This is a genomic window from Stenotrophomonas riyadhensis, from assembly GCF_040256885.1.
Classification (GTDB): domain Bacteria; phylum Pseudomonadota; class Gammaproteobacteria; order Xanthomonadales; family Xanthomonadaceae; genus Stenotrophomonas; species Stenotrophomonas riyadhensis.
Genome location: NZ_CP155568.1, coordinates 3,682,203 through 3,707,184 on the forward strand (window position 1 = coordinate 3,682,203; position 24,982 = coordinate 3,707,184).

The 24,982-nt window shown below is 66.8% G+C and carries 21 protein-coding genes; 6 read left to right on the forward strand and 15 right to left on the reverse strand.

From position 1 onward, the window contains the following. Positions 1-80 precede the first annotated feature (80 nt). Complete coding sequence (locus SriyCCGPB3_RS17075) at positions 81-680, forward strand: O-acetyl-ADP-ribose deacetylase (RefSeq protein ID WP_110713408.1); 600 nt, start codon at positions 81-83, stop codon at positions 678-680. Positions 681-771: 91 nt separating this feature from the next. Here the strand turns inward: SriyCCGPB3_RS17075 and SriyCCGPB3_RS17080 are convergent, their stop codons facing one another. From SriyCCGPB3_RS17080 to gap, 8 genes are all read right to left on the reverse strand, one after another. Beyond that, entirely contained in the window at positions 772-1,920 is a 1,149-nt protein-coding gene (locus SriyCCGPB3_RS17080; protein WP_164162910.1) for an ABC transporter substrate-binding protein, read from the reverse strand. 129 nt (positions 1,921-2,049) lie between these two features. Further along, positions 2,050-3,054, reverse strand: a complete 1,005-nt coding sequence (locus tag SriyCCGPB3_RS17085; protein WP_010481439.1) for a class I fructose-bisphosphate aldolase — start codon at positions 3,052-3,054, stop codon at positions 2,050-2,052. A 196-nt stretch (positions 3,055-3,250) separates the two neighbouring features. Then, positions 3,251-4,717: a pyruvate kinase gene (gene pyk / locus SriyCCGPB3_RS17090; RefSeq protein WP_164162911.1), complete on the reverse strand. Its 1,467-nt coding sequence runs from the start codon at positions 4,715-4,717 to the stop codon at positions 3,251-3,253. Positions 4,718-4,891: 174 nt separating this feature from the next. Next, positions 4,892-5,545 (reverse strand): HAD hydrolase-like protein, encoded by a 654-nt coding sequence (locus SriyCCGPB3_RS17095; protein ID WP_164162912.1) that lies wholly within the window; start codon positions 5,543-5,545, stop codon positions 4,892-4,894. Next, on the reverse strand, positions 5,542-6,717 hold the full coding sequence (locus tag SriyCCGPB3_RS17100; RefSeq protein WP_110713414.1) for a phosphoglycerate kinase: 1,176 nt from the start codon (positions 6,715-6,717) through the stop codon (positions 5,542-5,544). The genes SriyCCGPB3_RS17095 and SriyCCGPB3_RS17100 overlap by 4 nt, the downstream gene beginning before the upstream one ends. 670 nt (positions 6,718-7,387) lie before the next feature. After that, entirely contained in the window at positions 7,388-8,764 is a 1,377-nt protein-coding gene (locus SriyCCGPB3_RS17105; protein WP_110713416.1) for a DUF3999 domain-containing protein, read from the reverse strand. After that, positions 8,761-11,430, reverse strand: a complete 2,670-nt coding sequence (locus SriyCCGPB3_RS17110; protein ID WP_350259539.1) for a DUF2339 domain-containing protein — start codon at positions 11,428-11,430, stop codon at positions 8,761-8,763. The genes SriyCCGPB3_RS17105 and SriyCCGPB3_RS17110 overlap by 4 nt, the downstream gene beginning before the upstream one ends. 125 nt (positions 11,431-11,555) lie before the next feature. Continuing rightward, positions 11,556-12,560 carry a type I glyceraldehyde-3-phosphate dehydrogenase gene (gene gap, locus SriyCCGPB3_RS17115; RefSeq protein WP_005414333.1) on the reverse strand — a complete coding sequence of 335 codons (1,005 nt, stop codon included), beginning with the start codon at positions 12,558-12,560 and terminating at the stop codon, positions 11,556-11,558. A 193-nt stretch (positions 12,561-12,753) separates the two neighbouring features. On the opposite strand from gap, the gene SriyCCGPB3_RS17120 reads away from it, so the two are divergent. From SriyCCGPB3_RS17120 to SriyCCGPB3_RS17130, 3 genes are all read left to right on the forward strand, one after another. Further along, on the forward strand, positions 12,754-13,383 hold the full coding sequence (locus SriyCCGPB3_RS17120) for an OmpW/AlkL family protein (RefSeq protein WP_110713419.1): 630 nt from the start codon (positions 12,754-12,756) through the stop codon (positions 13,381-13,383). Positions 13,384-13,941: 558 nt separating this feature from the next. Then, positions 13,942-14,760 (forward strand): S1/P1 nuclease, encoded by an 819-nt coding sequence (locus SriyCCGPB3_RS17125; RefSeq protein WP_350259540.1) that lies wholly within the window; start codon positions 13,942-13,944, stop codon positions 14,758-14,760. Positions 14,761-14,771: 11 nt separating this feature from the next. Beyond that, entirely contained in the window at positions 14,772-15,572 is an 801-nt protein-coding gene (locus tag SriyCCGPB3_RS17130; protein WP_350259541.1) for an MBL fold metallo-hydrolase, read from the forward strand. A gap of 65 nt (positions 15,573-15,637) precedes the next feature. Here the strand turns inward: SriyCCGPB3_RS17130 and SriyCCGPB3_RS17135 are convergent, their stop codons facing one another. From SriyCCGPB3_RS17135 to SriyCCGPB3_RS17145, 3 genes are read right to left on the reverse strand one after another with little or no spacing between them, the layout of a single operon-like run. Then, complete coding sequence (locus SriyCCGPB3_RS17135) at positions 15,638-16,201, reverse strand: hypothetical protein (protein ID WP_197611747.1); 564 nt, start codon at positions 16,199-16,201, stop codon at positions 15,638-15,640. Continuing rightward, positions 16,198-17,406 carry a M56 family metallopeptidase gene (locus SriyCCGPB3_RS17140; protein WP_350259542.1) on the reverse strand — a complete coding sequence of 403 codons (1,209 nt, stop codon included), beginning with the start codon at positions 17,404-17,406 and terminating at the stop codon, positions 16,198-16,200. The genes SriyCCGPB3_RS17135 and SriyCCGPB3_RS17140 overlap by 4 nt, the downstream gene beginning before the upstream one ends. Continuing rightward, positions 17,399-17,764 carry a BlaI/MecI/CopY family transcriptional regulator gene (locus SriyCCGPB3_RS17145; RefSeq protein WP_010484077.1) on the reverse strand — a complete coding sequence of 122 codons (366 nt, stop codon included), beginning with the start codon at positions 17,762-17,764 and terminating at the stop codon, positions 17,399-17,401. Before SriyCCGPB3_RS17145 ends, SriyCCGPB3_RS17140 begins: the two co-directional genes overlap by 8 nt. 118 nt (positions 17,765-17,882) lie before the next feature. Between SriyCCGPB3_RS17145 and SriyCCGPB3_RS17150 the strand changes: the two genes are divergently transcribed. Further along, positions 17,883-18,440 carry a flavin reductase family protein gene (locus tag SriyCCGPB3_RS17150; protein ID WP_350259543.1) on the forward strand — a complete coding sequence of 186 codons (558 nt, stop codon included), beginning with the start codon at positions 17,883-17,885 and terminating at the stop codon, positions 18,438-18,440. 34 nt (positions 18,441-18,474) lie between these two features. After that, positions 18,475-20,427 carry an acetyl-CoA hydrolase/transferase C-terminal domain-containing protein gene (locus SriyCCGPB3_RS17155; RefSeq protein ID WP_350259544.1) on the forward strand — a complete coding sequence of 651 codons (1,953 nt, stop codon included), beginning with the start codon at positions 18,475-18,477 and terminating at the stop codon, positions 20,425-20,427. 88 nt (positions 20,428-20,515) lie between these two features. Here SriyCCGPB3_RS17155 and SriyCCGPB3_RS17160 read toward each other — a convergent pair whose 3' ends face one another. The 4 genes from SriyCCGPB3_RS17160 to SriyCCGPB3_RS17175 form a co-directional block, all read right to left on the reverse strand. Next, on the reverse strand, positions 20,516-20,821 hold the full coding sequence (locus tag SriyCCGPB3_RS17160) for a HigA family addiction module antitoxin (RefSeq protein WP_014038309.1): 306 nt from the start codon (positions 20,819-20,821) through the stop codon (positions 20,516-20,518). An 11-nt stretch (positions 20,822-20,832) separates the two neighbouring features. Further along, positions 20,833-21,111, reverse strand: coding sequence for a type II toxin-antitoxin system RelE/ParE family toxin (locus SriyCCGPB3_RS17165; protein ID WP_350259545.1), 279 nt, complete (start codon positions 21,109-21,111; stop codon positions 20,833-20,835). A gap of 308 nt (positions 21,112-21,419) precedes the next feature. After that, positions 21,420-23,417 (reverse strand): transketolase, encoded by a 1,998-nt coding sequence (gene tkt / locus SriyCCGPB3_RS17170; RefSeq protein ID WP_350259546.1) that lies wholly within the window; start codon positions 23,415-23,417, stop codon positions 21,420-21,422. A 215-nt stretch (positions 23,418-23,632) separates the two neighbouring features. After that, a complete protein-coding gene (locus SriyCCGPB3_RS17175) occupies positions 23,633-24,952 on the reverse strand; it encodes a dicarboxylate/amino acid:cation symporter (protein WP_110713434.1) in 1,320 nt (439 codons plus the stop codon). Between the last annotated feature and the right edge of the window lie 30 nt (positions 24,953-24,982).

Sequence of the window (24,982 nt, forward strand, 5' to 3'; positions counted from 1 at the left end):
ATATCGATGCCCTGTCCCCTACCGTGGGAACAGCCGGCGCAGATGCTGCGCGGATCACCTCACAGGCAGGAGACGGACGCATGAAGATCGAGGTTTGGCAGGGCGACATCACGACCCTGGCGGTGGATGCGATCGTCAACGCGGCCAATGAAACACTGCTCGGTGGCGGTGGTGTCGACGGCGCGATCCATCGCGCAGCCGGCCCCGCACTGCTGGCCGAGTGCGAGCAGTTGCCGGAGCTGCGTCCGGGCGTGCGTTGTCCGACCGGCGAAGTGCGCGCCACCGGCGCCCATGCGTTGCCAGCGCGCCACGTACTGCACACGGTGGGCCCGGTCTGGCATGACGGCCAGCGCGACGAACCGGCGCTGTTGGCCAACTGTTACTGGAAATCGCTGCAGCTGGCCGAATCACTGGGCGTGCAGTCGATCGCGTTCCCGGCGATCAGCTGCGGCGTGTATGGCTATCCGCTGTACCAGGCCGCGCAGATCGCGGTGACGGAAACGCTGGCCTGGCAGCGCAGCCACGCGCAGCCGATGCGCATCGTGCTGGTGGCATTCAATACGGCCACGGCCAAGGCGTACCAGCAGGCGCTGGCTGCCGCCGGCCAGAACACGGACAGTGAACCGCGCACTTCGATGTTGCCGCCGCTGGGCGATGCAGGCTTCGCTGCAGCGCATTGATCCGCAGCGCTGCAGGCAAGAGAAAAGGCCGGGCATTGCCCGGCCTTCTGCATCACACCGTTGTTTTCATCCACGCATGCGTGGATCACGCTCAACGGCTGGCGGCTTCCACCGCAGCAGCATCATCAGCCACCGCCGCCGCAGCGTCGGCCGCAGCACGTGCAGCCGAGGCCGCAGCACCATCGGCGCTGGCACCCTCCACCTGCACGCGCACTTCCACCAGGCCCGCGCCATTGTTCAGGCCGGACACGTCCACGGTGTAGTGACCGGCCGGCAGCGTCTCTTCCAGGCGCGCGTTGGTGCCGTTGCCACCATCATCGTCGGCCAGCTCGACATCGCCGCCCACCACGCGCAGCACGGTATCGACCTGGCTGGAGATCGCATCCAGGCGTACATCGGCCGGGCGGTCCAGGGACAGCAGGAAGCGGCGGCGGCCATCATTGTCGAGCATGGTGTACACGCTGCCCGACTTCGGCAGGGCGCTGCCATCGCGCTCGACCAGGTTGCCCGGCAGTTCGATGCGGGTGGCCGACAGAGTGAACATGCCACTGACGCCGTCGCCCAGGCCACGCGCGGTCAGGGTGTACTTGCCCGGCTTCAGCGACAGGGTCAGGCGCGAGTTGGTGCTGTCGCCACCATCGTCATTCTCCGCATCAACCCCCTGGCCCGACAGCTTCAGCACCGGATCGAAGACATCCGAGACCAGGCGGATCTCATACAGGCCTGCCATGTCCACCTGCAGGGTGTAGTCCTGCGAACCGCCGGCCAGCATGTCGACGATCTCGCCACTGCCGGCCAACGGCTTGCCGTCGTACGGCACCAGCTTCTCGGCGCGCAGGCGGTACGGGCCGTAATCGGTCGAGCCATTGGCGTTGACCGCCACCTGGTAGGTGCCGCCACCGTTGGCACGGAAGGCCAGCGAGACGTCGCCTTCGCGCTCGTAACCGGTGTTGCTGCTGGCCACCAGGCTGCCGTTGCTGAACACCGCGATCGAGCCACTCAGCGATCCGGTCAGCTTCAGCCCAACCAGCTGCTTGTCTTCCAGCTTGATCTGGTAGAGCTGGTGGTGGCTGCCGTCATTGAAGTTGATGCCGCTGCGCGAGGTGATCTCGCCGGACACCGGCTTGTCGAAATCGAGCGACGCGGCCTTGCCTGCCTCTGCGCCGCCGCCACCGATGCGGTTGCACCCGCCGGCGACCAGGACCGTGGCTACGGCCAGTGTGATTGCTGCCAAACGCATGTTGTTTCTCCTTGGCCTTCCATGTGGTTCCCGCGTACCGGCCGGGCACGCGGGGGCGGAAAAGATACCCGCAAAAGCAAACGCCGGCGTGATGCCGGCGCTGCCTTGTTCATCCAGCGATGGGACGGATCAACCGTTCCACTTGCCCAGCGCAGCCAGGCCGTTGTCCTTGGCACGCTCGTACACGGTCTTCTGGGCAGCGGCGTAGTTGCCCTTCATGTCCTTGGCCCACAGCTTCAGCGCGGCCTGCTGCATGGCACGGCCGTAGGAGAAGCTCAGCGGCCACGGCAGGTTGCCCAGCTGGTTCATCGCGTTCAGGTGCTCGGTGGACTGCTCATCGCTCTGGCCACCGGACAGGAACACCACGCCCGGCAGGATCGCCGGCACGGTGCTCTTCAGGCACATCACGGTAGATTCGGCCACTTCCTCGACGTCGGCCTGCTCATCGCAGCCCTTGCCGGAGATGACCATCGAGGCCTTCAGGATGGTGCCTTCCAGCAGCACGTTCTGCTGGTAGAGCGCGTCGAACAGCGAACGCAGGGTGGCTTCGGTGACTTCGTAGCAGGTCTCGATGTCGTGGTCGCCGTCCATGATCACTTCCGGCTCGACCATCGGCACCAGGCCACATTCCTGGCACAGGGCGGCATAGCGGGCCAGCGCGTGGGCGTTGGACTCGATGCAGGTGCCCGACGGAATGCTCTCGCCGATGTTGATCACCGCACGCCACTTGGCGAAGCGCGCACCCAGCTTGTAGTACTCCTGCAGGCGCTCGCGCAGGCCGTCCAGGCCTTCGGTCACCAGCTCGCCCGGGCAGCCGGCCAGCGGGTGCGCACCCTTGTCCACCTTGATGCCCGGAATCATGCCGTGGTCGGCCATGTACTTGGCGAACGGCACGCCGTCCTTGGTCGACTGACGGATGGTTTCGTCAAACAGGATGGCGCCGGAAATGTGCTCGTTGAGCTTCGGCGTGGTCAGCAGCAGCTCGCGGTAGGCGCGACGGTTCTCCTCGGTGTTCTCGATGCCGACGCCAGCGAAACGCTTGGCGATGGTAGCGGTGGATTCGTCGATCGCGATGATGCCCTTGCCCGGGGCAACCATGGCCTGGGCGGTTTCAGCCAGCTGTTCGATGCTCATGTACTTCCTGTGGCGGGTGCGGGAAAAACGTAAGTATAGCCCCGCTGCCCGTTGCCCCGACGTGGAGGCCAGTCTGGAAACGATTCCAATGTCCGCACCGGACAAGGGATGTCCTGCGGCGTGGGGTCAGAGCCCCTTCGGGAATCTGACCCCGGGTCGGACCCGCGCCGCGGCTCCGACCCGGGGCCGACTGGGTTTACAGATCGCCCAGGCCGATCGCGCGGCCGTCGTCGCCCACTTCCAGCAGGCGCAGGGTGTTGGTTGCGCCCAGGGTTTCCATGTGCTCGCCGCTGGTAAACACCACGCGGTCACCGGCCTGCAGCAGTTCGGCTTCCACCAGCAGGCGGATGCTGCCGCGTGCGGCTTCGCGCGGGGTCAGGCCACGGCTGTCGAAGTTGATCGGGTAGACATCGCGCATCAGCGCCATCTGGCGACGTGCGCCGTCGTGGCGGGTCACCGCGAACACCGGCGCCTTGGCGCGGAAACGCGACAGATAGCGGGCGGTACCACCGGATTCGGTCATGGCCACGATTGCGCGCACGCCCACGTGCTGCGACAGGAACATGGTGGCCATGGCGATGGCTTGGTCAGCACGCTCGAGGTTGCGCGGCGAGGCGTTGAAGTCGGTCTCGGTCTGGAACTGGCGCTCGGCCCCCAGGCAGATGCGCGCCATTGCTTCCACAGCCTTGACCGGCCACGCACCGGCAGCGGTCTCGGCCGACAGCATCACCGCGTCCGTGCCATCGATGACCGAGTTGGCCACGTCCAGCACTTCGGCACGGGTCGGGATCGGGCTTTCGACCATCGACTGCAGCATCTGCGTGGCAGTGATCACCACCTTGTTCTGTGCCAGCGAGGCCTTGATGATCTTCTTCTGCAGGCCCGGCAGTTCGGCATCGCCGATCTCCACGCCGAGGTCGCCACGGGCCACCATCACCACGTCGCTGGCCTCGACGATTTCTTCCAGGTTCTCGATCGCCTCGGTACGCTCGATCTTCGACACCAGCGCGGCATCGCAGCCGTGCGAGCGGGCGATCTCACGCGCGTCGTTCATGTCCTGCGCATTGCGGCAGAACGACACGGCGATGAAGTCGACACCGATCTTGGCGACAATGCCGATCAGCTCCTTGTCACGCTCGGTCAGCGCGCCCAGCGACAGGCCGCCGCCCTGCTTGTTCAGGCCCTTGCGGTCGGACAGCACACCGTCGTTGAGCACGGTGTTGATGATGCGTTCGCCCTGCACCTCCACCACCTGCAGCTGCATCAGGCCGTCGTCGAGCAGCAGCACATCGCCCGGACCCACGTCCTGCGGCAGGCCGAGGTAGCTCACGCCTACCTGGGTGGCGTCACCCGGGCCGGCGCTGGTGCTGGCGATCAGGTCGAAGCGGTTGCCCGCCTTCAGCTGCACCTTGCCTTCAGCGAAGCGCTCGATGCGGATCTTCGGGCCCGGCAGGTCAGCCAGGATGCCGACTTCCACGCCGACGCGGGCGGCGGCGGCGCGCACTTCGGCGGCGCGCTTGGCCTGGCCGGAGGGATCGCCGTGGCTGAAGTTCAGGCGCACCACGTTGACGCCAGCGCGGAACAGATCCTCCAGCACGCCCGGCGGATCAGTGGCCGGACCGAGGGTGGCAAGGATCTTGGTGCGACGCTGACGCTCGAACATGGTGAATGGGCCTCTCCCGATAAAGAACGGAAATTAGCACATCCTTCACGCCGCATGTATACGGTTACAGCCTTGCGCTGCCTGACTTCGCGGGTCATGGAACGGACATCGTCCGGACATTCGCTGGCGCAGGGAGTTCTGCAGAGCCGAGCATGGGCTCGGCTCTGCAGGGGACTAGGCCAGCAGCGTTTCCAACTGCGACGGCGCGTGCGCCAGCTGCCCGGCACCGGCTTCGATGAGCTCGGCCTCACCGCCAAAGCCCCACAGCACACCGACACTGCGCAGGCCGTGGTGGTGTGCGCCTTCGATGTCCATGCGGCGATCGCCGATCATCCAGCATTGTTCGGGCTTCACCTGCAGCCGACGCAGCGCCTCGCCGACCAGTTCCGGCTTGTGGCTGCGCGAGCCGTCCAGGGTCGAACCGACGATTTCCTCGAACAGCCCGCCGAACGGCAGGTGGGCCAGGATGCGGCGCGCATGCGGCTCGTTCTTGGCGGTGACCACCGCCAGGCGGTGGCCACGCCCATGCAGCGTGCGCAGGGTGTCTTCCACCTGCGGGTACACCGTGTGCTCGCGCCAGCCCTCGGCGTCGAAGCGTTCACGGTAGTAGCCCACCGCCTGTTCCACCCGCGCCGGTTCAATGAACAGCGGCGCGAAGGTGGTGCGCAGCGACGGACCGATCCAGCCCAGCAGCGTCTCCTGCGGCGGCACCGGATGGTCCATCTTCTGCAGCGCGTAGGCGATGCAGGCGGTGATGCCCACCTGCGAATCGATCAGCGTGCCATCGAGGTCGAAGAACAGGACATCCTTGCTGCACTCGGCACTCATGCGCCGCGCGCGTCGAGTGCGGCCACCGCCGGCAGGGTCTTGCCTTCCAGGAATTCCAGGAACGCACCGCCGCCGGTGGAGATGTAGCTGACCTGCTTGGCGATGTCGAACTTGTCGACCGCCGCCAGCGTGTCACCGCCACCGGCGATGGAGAACGCCTTGGAGCTGGCGATGGCGCGGGCCAGCGCTTCGGTGCCCTTGCTGAAGGCTTCGAACTCGAACACACCGACCGGACCGTTCCAGACCACGGTACCGGCCTTCTCGATCAGCTGCGCGTACTGCGCCGCGGTCTGCGGGCCGATGTCCAGGATCAGGTCGTCTTCGGCAACGGCGTCGACCGCCTTCACCTCGGCGACCGCATCCGGCATGAACTGCTTGGCGGTGACCACGTCGACCGGCAGCGGGATGTCGGCGCCGCGCGCCTTGGCATCGGCCACGATCTTCTTCGCGGTGTCCAGCAGGTCCGGCTCGTACAGCGACTTGCCGACGTTGTAGCCGGCGGCAGCGATGAAGGTGTTGGCGATGCCACCACCGACGATCAGCTGGTCGACCTTGCCGACCAGGTTGGCCAGCAGTTCCAGCTTGGTGCTGACCTTGCTGCCGGCGACGATGGCCAGCAGCGGCGTGGCCGGTGCATCCAGCGCCTGCGCCAGCGCATCCAGTTCGGCCATCAGCAGCGGGCCACCGGCAGCGACCGGGGCGAAGCGGATGACACCATGGGTGGAGGCCTGCGCACGGTGTGCGGTGCCGAAGGCATCCATCACGAACACATCGCACAGCGCGGCGTACTTCTTCGACAGGGCCTCATCGTCCTTGCCCTCGCCGACGTTCATGCGGCAGTTTTCCAGCAGCACCAGCTGGCCCGGCTGCACGTCGACGCCGTCGACCCAGTCGCGCACCAGCGGAACCTCGCGACCGAGCAGTTCGGACAGGCGCTGGGCGACCGGCGCCAGCGAATCGGCTTCGCTCCACACACCTTCCTTCGGGCGCCCCAGGTGCGAGGTGACCATCACCGCCGCGCCCTGCTCCAGCGCGCGCTTGAGCGTCGGCAGCGAAGCCGTGATGCGCTGTTCGGAGGTGATGCGGCCATTCTCGATCGGCACGTTCAGATCCTGGCGGATCAGCACGCGCTTGCCGGAGAGGTCGAGGTCGGTCATGCGGACGATGGACATGGGCAACTCTTTGGCTCAGGGACGGGATGCCGGGGTACGGCAGACGGACATTGTATCGGGTGCGGGTGGTGGGAGGGCCGATGCCTGCGGCAGGCAGAGGCGCAACTGCAACTGCGAGAGCCAAAGCGCTGGCGCCTTGTGATGCTGTGGCTGGGCCGGGGCGGTGTGGGCTGGCAGGGGACGCCGTAAACCCGTCCTTGGGGGCTTGGCCGCGGCATCCATGCCGCGGACACCCCTGCCAGCCCACACCACCCCGGCCTCGACAGGTTCATGAGGTGACGCGGGCGGCAAAGGCGGAAGCAAGAGCGGTTTCTGGTGTCGGAGGAGAAAGAAGGGGGCAGATCCGTTTTCCTGCGGAAAACGGATCTGACCCCGATGGCCGTCTCCGCGAACAGCAGCCGAGCGTGGGCTCGGCTCCACAAAGAGCGCGCAGCCAAGCTGCTTTTGCTTTTGCTCTTCTTTTTTCTTCCGTGGGTGGACGCACCCGGAAATTGTCAGAGGCCTGGCGGGTGGGCTGGGCAGGGGTATCCGCGCCATGGATGGCGCGGCTAAGCCCCAGGGACGGATTCACGGCGTCCCCTGCCCAGCCCACCCGCCCGGCCAAGCGCGGCTTCTGCTTTTGCTTTACACGACCACCCCACCCACGAGGGGCTGCGCCGTTCGCCGGAACCTACGCCGAAGGCGCCGGCTTCTGCCGAAGCAGACTGACCGCCAGGCCGCCAACAACCAACACCCCCAGCCCCAGCAACGCCCACAGCAACCACGACTTCCAATCGCGCTGCGGCTTCAGCGCCGCGTCGCCGGCCAGCGGCTCCGGGCTGCCCTCCAGGCGCGCCAGCGTCGGCTGCCACGACGGGTCATTGCGCTGCCGCAGTTCCTCGATCAGCACACCAATCGGCGCTTCCATGCGGCGCGCGGTCGCACTGCCCACTGCCAGTGCATACGGCGCGGCCCCCTGGCTCAGGAACACCAGCACCTCCGGCTGGTAGCCCAGGCGCAGGGTCGGTGCGGTCGCCGTTTCCGCCGGGTTCGCCACCAGCTTCCAATAGCGGTCACGATGCACGCTACCCAGCGGCTGGGCCGCTGATTGCTGGCGCTGGCCCAGCGTGCCCTGCTGCAGCTGGTACGCAATCCACGGCGCACTGCGGCGCTGCCACTCGGCACTCTCGTCATCGCGGCTGAACAACGTCCACTGCACCAGGCTGTTGTCGGTGCTGGCCACATCGGCGCGTGCTACCGGGAAACGACCATCGAGTTCGAAGGTGTATTCGCCCTTGCCCTTCGAGACCGGCTCCAGCGACAGCCATTCCCACGGCAGCGTGGCCGGTGCCGGCGGCAGTTCGGCCAGCACGCTGCGCAGCGTCGGCAGGCGCGCATCGCCCTGTGCCAGCACACGCAGGTAACGTGCTTCGCCATTCACCTGCAGGCGACGCTGCAGCAGGCGCTTGCCAGCGCGCTGCAGATCCACCAGCGGAACGTCACGCCCGACCGCACGCCAGTGCTGCAGATCGTCGCTGGCATCCAGCTGCACCTGCGCCTGCAGCGGCTGTCCGCTGTCGGCCCAATCCAGCACCAGCGCCGCCAATGGTTGCTGGCCGAGCACGCTGGCATCGATCAGCCAACCGCCCTGCCCATTCGCCACCGCACCACCACTCACGCGCGCCTCGACCCGGCGTACGCGCCCATCGGTATCGCGTTCGGTCAGCAGCTGCAGATCATTGCGCTGTGCCTCGGCCAACGGCGGCAGCGCGAACCACGGCAGTTCACGCTGCACCGGCGGCTGCGCCAGCGGTTGGTCCGGCGCCAGCAGCGCCGATGGCAACGACTGGCCAGCGGCATTGAACACCTGCAGATCGCCGAGATCGGCGGCACCTGCACGGCGATAGATCGCCGGCTCCAGAACAACCCTGTACGCACCGGACTGTGCGCTGGACAGCGTCAGCGGCCACTGTTCGGCGTACTGCGTGCGGTAATCGGCGGCCTGCACCACGACGGCGGCCAGCATGCCGAACATCGCCGGCAGCAGCGCCCTGCTCCACTTCCTCATTGCTTCTCCTCCACGGACGGCGCCGCGCTGGGCGGTGCCGGTGCCAGATAACCCACGACCGTGCACAGCAGGCCGTAGGCGATGAACGATGCGATGCCCAGCAGGTTGCCCAGGTGCTGGCGATCGACGATGACCAGCTTGGCCAGCACCACGCCCATCAGCACGGCACCGACCATCCACAACACGCGCTGGCCACGGCGCGATCCCCACACCCAGGCAATCACGCCGAGCACGCTCCACAGCACGGTCAGGCTGGTCTGCGCCAGGCTGAAGCGCATCATCGACGCGTTCCACGACAGGCCGCCCCACTGATGCACGCCATGCAGCACAACGCTGGTCAGCGCGACGAAGGTTGCCAGTGACAGCAGCGGCATGCGGATACCCAGCAGCGCCTGCGGCGCCTGATCGCTGTACAGCCAACGCGCCAGCAGCAGCAGGCTCAGCCACTGCCCGAGCTCCGCCGGATTCAGCACCGGCAGCCACAGCAGCGGCGCAGCATCGCCCGGCAGCAGCTGGCCGGACAGCCAGCCGATCGACAACAGGCCGAACAGCACGCACTGCAGCGGCTGACGCACGCGGTCGAACGCTGCACCCAGCGGCCAGCGCAGCGCATTCCAGCGCCACAGCGACAACGCCGCCATCAGCAGCCACGGCAGGGTCACCAGCAGCGTCGTCCAGCCCTGTGCCAGATCGGCCTCGCCACCGCCCCACAAGGCCAGCAGCGAAAGCAGCGACGGCCACAGCAGCCACCACAGGAACTGCGCGATGCGCGCCACGGTGTCGCCCCCCTGGCGCAGGCACAGCAGCGTGCGCACGCCCAGCACCGCGAACACCGCCCAGGCCAGCGCGCCGTAGCCGGCGAACGGCTGATGGTGCGCGTCGCTCTGCAACAGCGCCAGCGGGAAGCCCAGCGCCAGCATCGCCAGTGCGGTCACCCCCAGCGCACGCGCTGGCTGGCGCCGCTGTACTTCGGCGGCCAGCCATGCGGTAACGGCAGCCAGCACCAGCAATGCATCCACTTCGGTGCGGTACGGGAAGAAACGGGTGATCTCATGCACCAGGCCACCCAGCCACCACAGCAGGCCCCACAGGTAGTAGACCAGGGCAATCTCGTGGCGGGACCTGCGCTGGTAGCTCCAGGCCGACGCGAAGCCGGCCAGGGCCAGCAGCAGCGCCCCGATGGCGGTCGGATTGATCAGGAAGCGCAGGTCCTCATGCCAGTGATCGCCACCGGCCACGAAGGCGAACGCAGCGCCGATCTGCAGCAGCGCGCCGGACACCTGCGGCAGCCAGCGCTTCTGGCGCAGGCCCAACCAGGCCAGGCCGGCGCCTTCCAGCGCAAAGACCGCGCCGGTGGCACGCGCCGACAAGGCCAGCGGCACCGCCAGCGTGGCGAAGCCCACCGCCAGCACCGCGTGCGACTGTGCCAGCACGGTGTACGACGCACGCGCGATCAGCGCACGTGCCAGCACCGCGTAGATCGCCGCCAGGGCCAGCGCGCACAGCGCCAGCGTCATCGGCTGCTGGTACAGCATGCCCGCCTGCAACGAGAACGCGACCAAAGGCGTACCGAACACCAGGCTGCCATCGATCAGGTCACGCCGCCCGGCGGGCTGCCGGCGTGCATACAGCAACGGGATCAGCAGGTAGAAGGCAAAGAACAGCAGCAGGAACGGCTCGGTGCTGCTGAACTTGTCAGGCGCGTACTGCAGCACGCCCCAGAACGTACCGATACCGAAGGTGAAGGCGAAGCCCAGCAGGTTCAGCGCGCGCCACGGTCGGAACCAGGCAATGGCGAAGATGCCGGCGTTGAGCACCGCGTAGTAGCTGAACAAGCCCACGTGGTTGCCGCTGCCGGTGGACAGCCACAGCGGTGCCATGAAGCCGGCGAGGATGCCCAGCACCGCCAGCGTGCGCGAGTTCTGCACCACCGCCAGCACGCACAGCCCGGCCACCAGTGCAATGGAGCTGACGAACGCGAAGCCCGGGGGAATCAGGTCGAAGCGCTTGAAGGCCGCGAAGATCGTCAGCAGCAGCACCCCGATGGCGCCGCCCTGCAGGGCCAGCGCAAACAGGCGCCTGCGCTCGCGCTGGTGCCAGCCGAACGCCAGCAGGCCGAGTGCGCCGACGGTGACGCCGGCCAGGCGCAGCTCGATCGGCAGCACCAGCCAGCCCTGGTCACTGACGTACTTCAGCAGTGCGGCGACACCGGCCAGCAGCACCAGCATGCCGATCTTGACTGGCACGTTGCCCTCGGTGAACCAGCGCTTGACCGCACCGACGCCGCGCTCGATGAAATTCGGCAGCACCGGTTCTGGCGGCAACGGCGGCTGCACCGGCGCCGGCGGTACCGGCGGTGGCGCAGCAGGACGGGGGGCAGGCGCCTCGGTGGGCGGGGCCTCTCGCACCGGCGGTTGTGGGGGTTGCGGCGCAGCCGCAGCGACCGGGCGCAGGAACGGTGGATCGGCACTGGCCGCAGGCGTGACCATCGGCCGTTCAGGGGCGGGCGTGACGGCCGCCGGCTTGGCAGCGGCAGGCGCGGCGGCCATGGCGCTTTCCAGCGCGGCGACGCGGCGGCGCAGGCCGGCAATCATCACCAGCGCCACCACCAGCAGCAGCGGGATGGCCAGCAGGACCAGTACGACCAGGGCTATCAGTGCTTCCATTGCGTGCTTCCATTGCGTTCCCGCGCCCCAGCGGCAGCGGTCGACCGCCCCATGCTACGACAGGGCCGGCCCCATAAACGACGAACCCCGGCCAGGCCGGGGTCCGTCTGCGATCTACGCCGGCCTTACTTGGCGGCGATGACCTTGGCCATTTCCAGGCACTTGTTCGAGTAGCCCCACTCGTTGTCGTACCAGGTCACCAGCTTGACGAAGGTGCCGTCCAGGGCGATGCCAGCGTCGGCGTCGAACACCGAGGTGCAGGTTTCGCCGCGGAAATCGGTGGCCACGACCTTGTCTTCGGTGTAGCCCAGGATGCCCTTCAGCGGGCCTTCGCTCTGTGCCTTCACTTCCGCGCAGATCTCGGCGTAGGTGGCTTCCTTCTCCAGCTCGACGGTCAGGTCGACCACCGACACGTCCGAGGTCGGGACGCGGAAGCTCATGCCGGTCAGCTTCTTGTTCAGTTCCGGGATGACCACACCGACGGCCTTGGCCGCACCGGTGGACGACGGAATGATGTTTTCCAGGATGCCACGACCGCCGCGCCAGTCCTTGTTGGACGGGCCATCGACGGTCTTCTGGGTGGCGGTGGCCGCATGCACGGTGGTCATCAGGCCGCGCTTGATGCCCCACTTGTCGTTGATGACCTTGGCCAGCGGCGCCAGGCAGTTGGTGGTGCACGATGCGTTGGAGATGATCGCCTGGCCGGCGTAGGTCTTGTCGTTCACGCCGTACACGAACATCGGCGTGTCGTCCTTCGACGGGGCCGACATGATGACCTTCTTGGCGCCGGCATCGATGTGCTTCTGCGCGGTTTCCTTGGTCAGGAACAGGCCAGTGGCTTCCAGCACCACGTCGGCGCCGACTTCGTCCCACTTCAGGTTGGCCGGGTCACGTTCCTGGGTCAGGCGGATCTTCTTGCCGTTGACCAGCAGGTCGTTGCCCTGCACCGCCACGTCGGCCTTGAAACGGCCGTGCACGGAGTCGTACTTGAGCATGTAAGCCAGATAGTCCGGCTCCAGCAGATCGTTGATGGCCACGATTTCGATGTCGTCGCCGAAGTTCAGCACCGCCGAGCGCAGGACGTTACGCCCGATGCGACCGAAACCGTTGATACCAACCTTGATTGCCATGTTCTCAAGCTCCTGCAGCCGCGACGGGTGCGGCGGGATGGATAGGGCCCACAAGTCTAGCAAACCGGGGCTGGCCACCGTGGGCCGGCCGGGGCCCGCAGCGGGCTGGCGGACAGGATTTGATCCGGATCAAAGCGTTAGCGCGGCGTGAGGCCGAGACTGTCGCCATCCACCCAGCAACGAGAACACCCCCATGCGCAAGATGTCCCCCCTGATCGTGGCCAGCCTGGCCGCCGCCCTGTCCCTCGCCGCCGCACCGGCCATGGCCCAGTCCAAGGGCGACTGGACGCTCTCCGCCGGCATCCACCAGGTGGCGCCGAAGTCGAACAACGGCTGGCTGGCCAACCACACCCTGAAGGTCGACGTCGACAACGACGTCAAGCCGACCATCACCGGTGAGTACTTCATCGCCGACAACCTGGGCATCGAAGTGCTGGCCGCGCTGCCGTTCAAGCACGACATCAACATCAATGGCCTGGGCCGCGTGGGCAGCACCAAGCAGCTGCCGCCGGTGGTGACCGTGCAGTACCACTTCAACAGCAAGGGCAAGGTGTCGCCGTTCATCGGTGCGGGCGTGAACTACACGACCTTCTTCAGCGAAGACACCACCGGTGCGCTGAAGGACAGCCGCCTGAAGCTGCAGGATTCGTGGGGCCTGGCCGCGCATGCGGGCGTGGACTTCGCGATCGGCGAGAAGGGCGCGCTGCGCGTGGACATGCGCTGGATCGACATCGACAGCAAGGTGAAGTTGAACGGCGAGAAGATCGGCACGGTCAACATCGATCCGCTGGTCTACGGCGCGTCGTACGTCTTCAAGTTCTAAGCGGTGTGTTGAGCGCGGGGGCTTCGCCCCCGCTCCCCCGCTACCAGCAAAACCCTCGCAGCATGTTGCCCCGGTGATTGCCGGGGCTTTTTTGTTTGCGCGAAAGGCACCGGCATCTGGAATTGGGCGGAGAGGGTGGGGTGATCGGGACACGCCGTAAATACGTCCCTGTAGGCTCGATCGCCGCATCCATGCGGCGAACGGTCCCGATCACCCCACCCTCTCCACCCTTCCCATCTGCGCGCGCGTGCCAGCTCAAGCAAAGGCAGGAACAAGCCGCGCACATCCAAGGTGTAGTGGTTGCCTGCCGCTAACGGCGGCAGGTTTTGATCCTGCATTTGTTTTTGGAGTTGCCTTTGACGTTTGCATCCGCCTCCGCGGCCATGTCTGGAGGGGAGCGCAGAGGGAGGGGCGGCGGGACCGTTGGCGCCATGGATGGCGCCATCGAGCCTCCAGGGACGGATTTACGGCGTGTCCCGCCGTCCCTCCCTCTGCGCTCCCACTTCGGAACAGGTAACGCGCCGCTCTTCAATCCACCTACCCCGCTAGAATGTGCGCATGAAAGCCCTGCACTCCCTCTTCCTCGCCGCCGCCCTGGCGCCGGCCCTGCTGTCCCTCTCCGCCCCCGCCCATGCCTGGGGCGCGCAAGGCCACCGTCTGGTCGCCGAAGTCGCCGACGCCCGCCTCACCCCCACCGCCCGCGCTGAAGTGGACCGCCTGCTGGCCATCGAACCGGATGCCACCCTGGCCAGCATCGCGCCATGGGCCGACCAGCTGCGTGCAAAGGATCCGGGCCTGGGCCGTCGCTCGGCCGGCTGGCACTACGTCAACATCGCCGAAGACAACTGCCATTACGAAGCACCGAAGCACTGCAAGAACGGCAACTGCATCGTCGAGGCCCTGAAGGCCCAGAGCGCCATCCTCGGTGACCGCGGCCTGACCGACGGCGAGCGCCTGCAGGCACTGAAGTTCGTCGTGCACCTGGTCGGCGACATCCACCAGCCGATGCACGCCGGTTACGCCCACGACAAGGGCGGCAACGATTTCCAGCTGCAGTTCGGCAACCGCGGTACCAACCTGCACTCGCTGTGGGACAGCGGCATGCTCAACACCCGCAAGCTGGATGACGCAGGCTATCTGCCGCTGCTGCAGAGCCAGCGCGCGCCGAAGCTGGCGCGCCAGTCCAACCCGCAGCGCGACCCGCAGACGTGGGCCGAGGCCAGCTGCCGCATCTCCATGCAAGCTGGCGTTTATCCGGCCACGCGTAAAATCGGTGACGAGTACACCGAGCGCTACCGGCCGCTGGCCGAAGCGCAGCTGCGACTGGCCGGTGAGAACCTGGCGCAGTTGCTGAACCGCGTGCTCGGCGCGCGCTGAGGAGAGTTCCGATGTCGGTCCAGGTGCAGTCGTTCTTCCACCGTGACAGCAACACCTTCAGCTACCTGGTCAGCGACCCGGCCAGCGGCGAGGCAGCGCTGATCGACCCGGTCCTGGACTACGACCCGGATACCGACGCCAGCAGTGAAGCACCGCTGCATGCCGCGTTGCAGGCCATCGAGCAACAAGGCCTGCAGCTGCGCTGGCTGCTGGAAACCCATGCCCACGCTGACCATGTGTCGGCCGGGCGCCGCCTGAAGCATCGTTTCCCGCAGGCCACGCTGGCCATCGGCGAAGGCATCCGCGCGGTGCAGGCCACGTTCGCACCTCGCTATGGCCTGCAGCTTCCGGCGTCCGATGAGATCTTCGACCACCTGTTCAGCGATGGCGAGACCTTCGCCCTCGGCGAACTGCGCGGCCAGGTGATCGCCGTGCCCGGGCACACCAGCGACAGCATCGCCTACCTGATCGGCGACGCGCTGTTCACCGGCGACTCGCTGTTCATGCCTGACGGCGGCACCGCACGCTGCGACTTCCCGGGTGGCGATGCAGCGCAGCTGTACCGCTCGATCCAGCGCCTGCTGGCCCTGCCCGAGGCCACCCGCGTATTCGTCTGCCATGACTACGGCCCGGGCGGTCGCGACGTCGCCAACGAAACCACCATCGGCGAGCAGCGCGCGCACAACATCCACGTGCATGACGGTGTGGCCGAGGCGGAGTTCGTCAGCGTGCGCCAGGCCCGCGATGCGACGCTGGAAGAGCCGAAGCTGATGCAGCCCGCGGTGAAGGCCAACATCCAGGGCGGGGCCTGACATACACCGCTGCGCTCGCCGGGCATGGCCCGGCGCTACCGTTTTCGGTCAGGCATCGCGGGCGTTCATTTCCCCTGCGTGCGCACCACATGCTGCCCCTTCACGACCTCGAAGGTGAAGGCGTACTGCAGAGTGACCGCCACCGGCTCGACGCGCTCGGCGCCGCGGCAGTCGCCGCGATCAGCTGGCACCTTGCCGGGTGCGAAGTGGCAGACCGCGGCGGACGAGTACTTCCACATCGCAACCGCCTCCTGCGCGGCCTGCAGCAAGGGCGCATTTTCACCTGCAGCACCTGCCGCGCACTCCGGGCGATCGGTGAGCGGCACGCTGCGTTCGACGCTGCCCTGCGCATCGACCACCACCTGCAGGCAGATGGTGGTCGGCGCCAGTTCCGCACGCGGGTCGCGATCGCCAACCTGCGGATCCGGTGCCACGTGCAGCTGCGGCATCCGGTAGCCCTCGCTCGCACCCAGCGAATACGTCTGCACTTGCCCGCTGCCGCCACCGGCCTGCGGCTGCAGGCGCTGATGGCCGACATTCTCGCTGCGGGTATCCACGGTGGTCAGCCGGTCCTGGGTCGCGCATCCTGCCAACAGCGCCGCCATCATCAACAGCGGCGCGGTCTTCACTGGGAGTCCTCGGTGTTGTCCATGGCATAGGTGATCGGAATCTTCACAGCCCCTGCAACGGGCTTTCCGTTCTTTATCGCCGGACGATAGGTCCAGCTGCGCGCTGCGGCGATCGACACCGCGTCGAACACCCCCGGATTGGTGGCGCTGAGCACCTGGACGTCGTTGGGATGGCCCTGGGCGTCCACTTCCACGCGCAGGTTCACTACGCCCACCTGGCGCTGCTCGACCGCAGATTTCGGATAGGACGGTGGCGGCATCTTGTCGACCTGGATCTCCCGGTCCATGACGGACCCTGCGGCGCCTCCCGCGCCTCCCGCGCCTCCGCCCTGGCTGGCCCACGCCACCGCGCCCATTCCCAGACACAAGCCGACCACCAGCACCTGCCCCGACACCCACGGCAATGCCTTCCGCTTGGACTGCTTCAACATGGCGATACGCTCCTTCAACACGGGTTGGCTGCGCCAATGGCAGACCGCTGGCGCAACCGGATGGACCAGCTGCGCCTTCAGCAGCGTGCTGGCGTAGAGACCGCGCAGCGCAGGCTGCGGGGCAATGGTGCGGGCATCGCAGGCCAGTTCCTGGTCCCGCAGGAAGCGGCGTGCAGCCCATGGCACGAGCGGGTGGAACCAGAACACCGCGCGTGCCATCAGCAGCGCCCCATTGGCCCAGTGATCGCCATTGCGACGGTGGCTGCGCTCGTGCTGCAGGATCAGGCCCTGCTCCTGTGCGGTGAACTGCTGGTCGAAGTCCGGGCCTACCACGATGCGCGGACGCCACAGGCCGACCAGCGCGGGCAGCCCGGGATCAGCGCTGGCCTGCCAGCTGCCATCTGCGCGTGCACACAGTTGGCCCATGCCACGTTCAAAGCGCCGCTGCGCACGTAGATCGCGTAGCAGACAAAGGACCGCCCCCAGCGTCCATGCCAGCAGCAACAGCCCGGCCCACGGCAGCGACTGCCCCGCCATGCCTTCGACGGCGCCGGGTACCACTTTCAGCGGCAACGTCGGCACATGCTCCAGAAGTGCCACCTGCGGCAACGGCAGCATCAGTGCCAGCAGCAGCATCGGCAGCAGCCACCAGCTGCGATAGGCCAGCGCAACGCCCCCCAATCGCACCAGCAGCGGCCGCATCACCGCCAGCAGGACCACGCCCACCGCCAACCACAGGCTGGCCTGCCACACTCCGTTGAGCAGCTCAGTCATGGTCCAGCTCCTGGATCAGCTTCTTCAGTTCGGCGATGTCCTGCGCACTCAACTGGCCGCGTTCGCTGAAGTGCGCGACCAACGGCGCAACGCGCCCTTCGAAGACACGGCCGATGAAGTCCTGGCTCTGCGCCTCCACCCACGCCTGGCGCTGCAGCAACGGCCGGTACAGGTAGCGCCGGCCATCACGCTCGGCAGCAATCGCGCCCTTGGTCAGCAGGCGATTGAGCAGGGTCTTGATGGTCGGCTCGGCCCAGTCACGGTGGGCCAGCGCGGCCACCACGTCGTCGGCGCTGCGCGGTGCCTGCTGCCAGAGCACCTCCATCACAACGGCTTCGGCTTCGCTGATCGGGGTCATGATTTACATCCGTAATCGACGATTTGATTACGCGCGTAATCGAAAGCCTTGTCAACCCCCTCGACTCCAGGTTCATCGCACCTGCGCCAGCATCGATGCCTCCCGCCCCAGGCCCCGGATGAAAGCGCTGCCCAGGAAGGACGTCCCGGTCGAGCACGCCCGCCGCTTCCTCGAACCCGGCCCGATCGTGCTGGTCAGCACGGCGTGGCGTGGCCAACGCAACCTGATGACGATGGGCTGGCACATGGTGATGGGCATGTCGCCTTCGCTGGTCGCCACCTACCTGTGGCGCGAAAACCACAGCCACGCATTGGCGCGCGGCAGCGGCGAATGCGTGATCAACGTGCCGGGGGTGGAACTGCTCGATACCGTCGTGGACATCGGCAACTGCAGCGGCCGCGAGGTCGACAAATTCGCCCGTTTCGGGCTCGATGCGCAGCCCGCGCGTGAGGTTGGCGCACCGCTGGTCGGGCAGTGTCATTCCTGCTTCGAATGCCGCCTCTACGACGACAGCCAGGTCGCAGCGAACAACCTGTTCATCTGGGAAATCGTGCGCGCCCACGTGGCGCCACGGCCGAAGCTGCCGCGCACGGTGCATTACCGCGGCGATGGGCAGTTCATGGTGTCCGGTGCGGAAGTCTCGCGTCGACGGCGGTTCAAGCCCGACATGCTGTAATGCCCGCACTCCCCCACACGCAGGACCGCCGCGCATGACCGAACACCTCACCGACCTGGACGCCGCCGTCGATTGGTTGTTTGCGCGCGTGGACGGGCCGCTGCGGATCGGGGCACCGCTGGCACTGGGCAAGCCGCATCGGCTGCTCAATGCCCTCTACGCACGCGTCGAACACGATCCCTCGCGGCCGCTACAACTGTATACCGCGCTGTCGTTGAACCCGCCGAAGGCGCGCGGCAACGGCCTGGAAGCGCGCTTCATGGCGCCGTTCACGCAGCGCCATTTCGGCGACGATTTCCCTCGCCTGGCCTATGCCGATGCGATCGCGCGCGACGCGCTGCCGGCGCACGTGCAGGTGGAAGAGTTCTACATGCAGTCCGGCGCCCTGCTCGGTTCGCGCCAAGCGCAGTCCAGCTATACCAGCCTGAACTACACCCACGCCGCCGATGCCGTAGCGCAGCGCGCGCCGCAGGTGATCGTGCAGAAGGTGGCGATGCGCCCGGATGACCGCCGGCTCTCGCTGTCGTGCAACAACGACATCACCCAGGACACGCTGGATGCGATGACCGCGCGCGGCCTGCCGCGCCCATTGATGATCGCCGAGATCGATCCCCAGCTGCCCTATCTGGGGGGCTCGGCGACGGTCGATGTGTCGTTCTTCGATCTGGTGATCACCCCACCGCCGCCGTACCCGGCGCTGTTCGGGCTGCCGCGGCAGCCGGTCGGCGATGCCGACTACGCCATTGGCCTGTACGCCAGCACGCTGGTGCGCGATGGCGGCACCCTGCAGATCGGCATCGGCACGCTGGCCGACGCGCTCAGCCATGCGCTGGTGCTGCGCCACACCGACAACGCCCGCTACCGCCGCGTGCTGCATGCGCTGGATCCACAGCTGGCCAGCCACCCGCTGGTGCAGGAAATCGGCGGACTGGATCCGTTCGAGGTCGGCCTGTATGGCTGCAGCGAAATGCTCAACGAAGGCTTCCGCCGGCTGGTGCAGACCGGGGTGATCAAGCGCAAGGTGCACGACGACCTGGCGCTGATGCAGCGCATCGAGAACGGCAGCACGCTGTCCATCGACCACGCCACCCTGGCGGCCGAGGGCGAGTACCTGCACGGCGCGTTCTACCTGGGCTCGCCGGAGTTCTACGAGTGGCTGCGCACGCTGCCGGAAGACGAATGCCGTGCGATCGGCATGCGCCGCATCAGCGAAATCAACCAGCTGTATGGCGGCAACGAGACGCTGGAGCGCCTGCAGCGCCGCCATGCGCGCTTCTTCAACTCCTGCATGATGGCCACCGCGCTGGGCGCGGCGGTGTCGGATGCGCTGGACGATGGCCGCGTGGTGTCCGGCGTGGGCGGCCAGTACAACTTCGTGGCGATGGCACATGCGCTGCCGGAAGCCCGCAGCGTCTTGATGTTCCGCGCGGCGCGCGATGACAAGGGCCGGCGCGAATCCAACGTGCGCTGGAACTACGGGCACACCACCATCCCGCGCCACCTGCGCGACATCTACCTCAACGAATACGGCATCGCCGATCTGCGCGGCCTGACCGACGAGGACTGCGTGCATGCGATGACCGCGATCACCGAGGCCCCGTTCCAGGGTGGCCTGCTGCAGCAGGCACACGCCTCGCGCAAGCTGCTGGCGGCCACGCAGCCGGATCCACAGCATCAGCAGCGCAACACGCCGCAGGCACTGGCCGCGGCACTGGCCCCATTCCGCACCGATGGCAGCCTGCCCGACTATCCGTTGGGCAGCGACTTCAACGAGATCGAGCAGGTGCTGGTGAAGGCGCTGGGTTGGCTGAAGGCCAACACGCAGACCCGTGGCGACAAGCTGCGTACCGTCTGGTCAGCGCTGCGCCAACCGGCTGGCGACGGCGATGCGGTGTACCTGCAGCGCATGGGCCTGCAGGCCCCGAAGGATTTCGCCGAGCGCCTGGACGCGCGACTGCTGCGCCTCGCACTGGCACGCACCGCCTGAAAAAAGGGGACGGAGGGGATTAAGTCGTTTGTGCACATGCGACTTAATCCCCTCCGTCCCCTTTTTCTCATCCACGCATGGCGTGGATCTACCGCTCTATCCTCACTGCATCCTCAAGATACAGACGGGCAATCGGTGGATGCGCTCGATGCTCGACCTGCCACAGGTCATATGCCGCCTGCATCGCCAGCCACATGCGGGCATTGCCCAGACCTGCAAGCTCAAGGCGGAATGCGAGTTCCGCGGAGATGCCCGCGTGCCCGTTGATGATCGTCGACAGCTGTCCGCGCGAATAGCCAAGATGCTGCGCCAGCGCACTGATCGACATACTGATCGCTGGCAGGATGTCTTCGCGCAGCGATTCCCCGGGATGCGGCGGATCATGCAACGGCATCGAGCAGACTCCTAGTGGTAATCAAGGTAATCGACCAGTTCGACGTCGAGCCCACGAAAGCGGAACACCAATCGCCAACTCGCCGAGACACTTACAGCCCAGTAGCCGCTATAGCTCCCGCGCAGGGGATGCAGGCGATTTCCGGGCAGCCCCATGTCCCCAGGCACGCGTGCCTGATCCAGCTGCAGAAGCAAACGCCGCAACCGAGCGAAATGATCGGCACGGACTCCGGAAATGTCGCCCCGCTCATAGAGCGCTTTCAGGCCCTTGTGCCTGAAGCTGACGATCATGCGGCCCCAGTGTAAGGCATCACCTTACACCCCCGCAAATCCACCATGGGTTTCTGCGCCGCTCTTCTTGTCCATGACTACTTCCGGGGGTACCTCGGCAGGCCCTCCTTTTCGCAAGGAATGCAGGTCAGATGAAGAGGCCAACGCGACACTGGTGCCGCGGGGGGCAACATGCCGGACAAAAAAAGGGACGGAGGGGATTAAGTCGTTTGTGCAAAAACGACTTAATCCCCTCCGTCCCCTTTTTCTTCCGGCAACGAGAAAGGCCGGCTTGCGCCGGCCTTTCCCTTCCTGCTTCGCGAGGCTGCTTACAGCGCCTTGGCGGCTTCCACCACGTGGGCAGTGGTGATGCCGAAGTGCTTGTACAGCTGGTCGGCCGGGGCCGAGGCACCGAAGGTGTCGATACCGATCACGGCACCGTCCAGGCCGACGAACTGGCGCCAGAAACCGGTGACACCGGCTTCCACCGCCACGCGCTTGCGCACGGCGTTCGGCAGTACCGATTCACGGTAGGCCGCATCCTGGCGCAGGAACACGTCGGTGGACGGCATCGAGACCACGCGGGTCTTGATACCGGCCGCGTCCAGCTGGGCCTTGGCTTCGGTCGCCAGCGAAACTTCCGAACCGGTGGCGATCAGGATCACGTCCGGGGTACCGGCGGCATCGGCCAGCACGTAGCCACCGCGCTCGATCTGGGCGATCTGCTCGGCGTTGCGCGGCTGGTGCGGCTGGTTCTGGCGGCTGAACACCAGGCAGCTCGGGCCGTCCTGGCGGGTGATCGCAGCCTTCCAGCTCACCGCCGACTCGACCGCATCGCACGGACGCCACACATCGTTGTTCGGGATGTAGCGCAGCGAGGCCAGGTGCTCCACCGGCTGGTGGGTCGGGCCGTCTTCGCCCAGGCCGATCGAGTCGTGGGTGTAGACGTGGATGGCGTGGGCCGGAATCAGCGCGCTCATGCGCACGCCGTTGCGGGCGTAGTCGCTGAACACCAGGAAGGTGGCGTCGAACGGAATGAAGCCGCCGTGCAGGGCCAGGCCGTTGGCAATGGCGGTCATGCCGAACTCGCGCACGCCGTAGTACACGTAGTTGGCGTTGGCGTCGTCGCTGGCCACCGACTTGCTGCCCTTCCACAGGGTCAGGTTGGAGTGCGCCAGGTCGGCCGAGCCGCCGACGATTTCCGGCAGCAGCGGGGCATAGGCTTCGATGGCCAGCTGCGAGGCCTTGCGCGAGGCGATCGTCGGGCCTTCAGCGGCCACCTGGGCGATGTAGGCATCGGCCTTGGCAACGAAGTCGGCCGGCAGTTCGCCGTGCGAACGGCGGGTCAGCTCGGATGCTTCAGCCGGGTACTGGCTGGCGTACTTGTCGAACAGCTGCTCCCACTCGGCCTGGCGCAGCGTACCGGCGCCATTGGCGCGCCAGCCGTCGTAGATCGCCTGCGGGATCTCGAACGGACCGTATTCCCAGCCCAGCTGCTTGCGGGTGGCTTCCAGTTCGTCCTTGCCCAGCGGGGCGCCGTGGCTGGATTCCTTGCCCGCCTTGTTCGGCGAACCAAAACCAATGGTGGTGCGGCAGCAGATCAGGGTCGGCTTGTCGCTCTGCGACAGCGCGGCCTCGATGCCGGCCTTGATGCTTTCCGGGTCATGGCCATCGACATCGCGCACCACGTTCCAGCCATAGGCCTCGAAACGCTCCGGGGTGTTGTCGGTGAACCAGCCCTCGACATTGCCGTCGATGGAGATGTGGTTGTTGTCCCAGAAGCAGACCAGCTTGTGCAGGCCCCAGGTACCGGCCAGCGAAGCGGCTTCATGCGACACGCCTTCCATCAGGCAGCCATCGCCCATGAACACCCAGGTGCGGTGGTCGACCACTTCCAGCTCCGGGCGGTTGAAGCGCTGTGCCAGCAGCTTCTCCGCCAGGGCGAAGCCCACGGCGTTGGCGAAACCCTGGCCCAGCGGGCCGGTGGTGGTTTCCACGCCCGGGGTCTCGTGGCGTTCCGGGTGGCCGGCGGTGTGGCTGCCCAGCTGGCGGAACAGCTTCAGCTGCTCGATCGGCAGGTCGTAACCACTCAGGTGCAGCAGCGCGTACTGCAGCATCGAACCGTGGCCGTTGGACAGCACGAAACGGTCGCGGTTGAACCAGTGCGGGTTGCTCGGGTTATGGCGGAGGTAGTCGTTCCAGAGGACTTCGGCGATGTCGGCCATGCCCATGGGCATGCCGGGGTGGCCGGACTTTGCGGTTTCAACCGCATCGGCGGCAAGGAAGCGGATGGCGTTGGCCAACTGGCGACGGGTAGGCTGCGTCATGGTTCTGTCGGAATCGGGAGGCGGCCGCGGACGTGCGGGCGGCCTATTGTCCCATAGTCGCCGGGCGGGGGGTCGGTTCACCTTGCCCGGTCGTGCCGGCCGCTGCCCGGCAACGTCGTCACCTCCGCCGGATTCCGCATGTGAAACGGGGTCGGAGCCCTTTCCCTGCGGAAAGGAATCCGACCCCGATCAGGTCGCCAGCAGTGGCGTTGGACTCAGTCCTGCTGCGGGCCCAGCGCCGGGCCGTCGTGCGATTCGCCCTTGGCCACCAGGGTGGTCAGGGCCAGGTCGCCGGTCACGTTCAGGGCGGTGCGGCACATGTCCAGGAAGTGGTTCACGCCCAGGATCAGGCCGATGCCCAGCGGGTTCACGCCCACCATCGCGCAGATCATCGCCACCACCGGCAGCGAGCCCGACGGCACGCCGGCCGTGCCGATGCCACCGAGGATGCAGACCGCCATCACCATGATCTGCTGGCCGATGCTCAGGTCCACGCCGAAGAACTGGGCCAGGAAGATCACCGTCACGCCCTCGAACAGCGCGGTGCCGTTCTGGTTGGCGGTGGCGCCCACGGTCAGCACGAAGCGCGACACGCGCTGCGGCAGGCCCATCTGGTCGGCCACGCGCAGCGCGGTCGGCAGGGTAGCGTTGCTGGACGCGGTGGAGAACGCCATCACCGTCGCTTCCTGGGTATCGCGGAAGAACGACAGCGGCGAACGTCCGGACAGCCACACCGCGGTGCCGTAGGTCACGATCATGTGCAGGCCCAGCGCCAGCACCACCACGCCCACGTAGGCACCAAGGCGGATGATCAGCTCGAAGCCGAACAGTGCGGCCAGGTTGAACATGAAGCAGGCCACCGCATACGGGGCCAGGCGGATGACCAGGTTGATCAGGGTCATCGAGATTTCGAACACGCCTTCGATGGCGCGGCGCAGCGGGGCAACCTTCTCGTTGTCGGTCAGCACCATGCCGATGCCGAACATCAGCGCGAAGAACATCAGCGAGAGGATCGCGCCGTTGTCCGACGCCGCCTGCAGCACGTTGCTCGGCACGATCGACAGCAGCATGTCCATGCCTTTCGGCGTGCCATGGATGCCCGCGACGATTTCCTTGCTGCGCTCGGCGTTCTCAGAGAGCATCATCGCGGCGACCTGCGGGTCGACGCCGGCACCCGGCTTGAGCAGGTTGACCAGCACCAGGCCGATGCCCACGGCGATGCCGGACAGCAGCACGGTGTAGGCCAGGGTCTTCCAGCCGATGCGGCCGAGGGCGCGGATGTCGCCCATTTCCGACACGCCCATGATCAGCGCCGAGAAGATCAACGGCACGATCAGCATGAAGATCAGATTGAGGAACAGGCCCGACGCCGGGGTGGTGACGTAGTCCATTACCCACTTGGCACCGGCCTGCAGACCATCGACGCTGCCGCCCAGGGCGTGCACGATCAGTCCCAGGACCAGGCCGATCGCAAAGCCGATGCCCATCTTCCAATGCAGGGGCAACTTCTTCTTGTCGGCAGCAGCTGCTGTCATACGCGGGTTTCCTCGAAAAATGAATGCACT

Bases quoted from the DNA above. Each gene is read 5' to 3' on its own strand.
- SriyCCGPB3_RS17150 (WP_350259543.1), top strand. From the start codon at position 17,883: ATGAAAGCGCTGCCCAGGAAGGACGTCCCGGTCGAGCACGCCCGCCGC.
- SriyCCGPB3_RS17145 (WP_010484077.1), bottom strand. From the start codon at position 17,764: ATGACCCCGATCAGCGAAGCCGAAGCCGTTGTGATGGAGGTGCTCTGG.
- SriyCCGPB3_RS17105 (WP_110713416.1), bottom strand. From the start codon at position 8,764: ATGAGGAAGTGGAGCAGGGCGCTGCTGCCGGCGATGTTCGGCATGCTG.
- SriyCCGPB3_RS17140 (WP_350259542.1), bottom strand. From the start codon at position 17,406: ATGACTGAGCTGCTCAACGGAGTGTGGCAGGCCAGCCTGTGGTTGGCG.
- SriyCCGPB3_RS17130 (WP_350259541.1), top strand. From the start codon at position 14,772: ATGTCGGTCCAGGTGCAGTCGTTCTTCCACCGTGACAGCAACACCTTC.
- SriyCCGPB3_RS17165 (WP_350259545.1), bottom strand. From the start codon at position 21,111: ATGATCGTCAGCTTCAGGCACAAGGGCCTGAAAGCGCTCTATGAGCGG.
- SriyCCGPB3_RS17075 (WP_110713408.1), top strand. From the start codon at position 81: ATGAAGATCGAGGTTTGGCAGGGCGACATCACGACCCTGGCGGTGGAT.
- SriyCCGPB3_RS17110 (WP_350259539.1), bottom strand. From the start codon at position 11,430: ATGGAAGCACTGATAGCCCTGGTCGTACTGGTCCTGCTGGCCATCCCG.
- SriyCCGPB3_RS17120 (WP_110713419.1), top strand. From the start codon at position 12,754: ATGCGCAAGATGTCCCCCCTGATCGTGGCCAGCCTGGCCGCCGCCCTG.
- tkt (WP_350259546.1), bottom strand. From the start codon at position 23,417: ATGACGCAGCCTACCCGTCGCCAGTTGGCCAACGCCATCCGCTTCCTT.
- gap (WP_005414333.1), bottom strand. From the start codon at position 12,560: ATGGCAATCAAGGTTGGTATCAACGGTTTCGGTCGCATCGGGCGTAAC.
- SriyCCGPB3_RS17085 (WP_010481439.1), bottom strand. From the start codon at position 3,054: ATGAGCATCGAACAGCTGGCTGAAACCGCCCAGGCCATGGTTGCCCCG.
- SriyCCGPB3_RS17100 (WP_110713414.1), bottom strand. From the start codon at position 6,717: ATGTCCATCGTCCGCATGACCGACCTCGACCTCTCCGGCAAGCGCGTG.
- SriyCCGPB3_RS17160 (WP_014038309.1), bottom strand. From the start codon at position 20,821: ATGCCGTTGCATGATCCGCCGCATCCCGGGGAATCGCTGCGCGAAGAC.
- SriyCCGPB3_RS17175 (WP_110713434.1), bottom strand. From the start codon at position 24,952: ATGACAGCAGCTGCTGCCGACAAGAAGAAGTTGCCCCTGCATTGGAAG.
- SriyCCGPB3_RS17080 (WP_164162910.1), bottom strand. From the start codon at position 1,920: ATGCGTTTGGCAGCAATCACACTGGCCGTAGCCACGGTCCTGGTCGCC.
- SriyCCGPB3_RS17125 (WP_350259540.1), top strand. From the start codon at position 13,942: ATGAAAGCCCTGCACTCCCTCTTCCTCGCCGCCGCCCTGGCGCCGGCC.
- pyk (WP_164162911.1), bottom strand. From the start codon at position 4,717: ATGTTCGAGCGTCAGCGTCGCACCAAGATCCTTGCCACCCTCGGTCCG.
- SriyCCGPB3_RS17095 (WP_164162912.1), bottom strand. From the start codon at position 5,545: ATGAGTGCCGAGTGCAGCAAGGATGTCCTGTTCTTCGACCTCGATGGC.
- SriyCCGPB3_RS17155 (WP_350259544.1), top strand. From the start codon at position 18,475: ATGACCGAACACCTCACCGACCTGGACGCCGCCGTCGATTGGTTGTTT.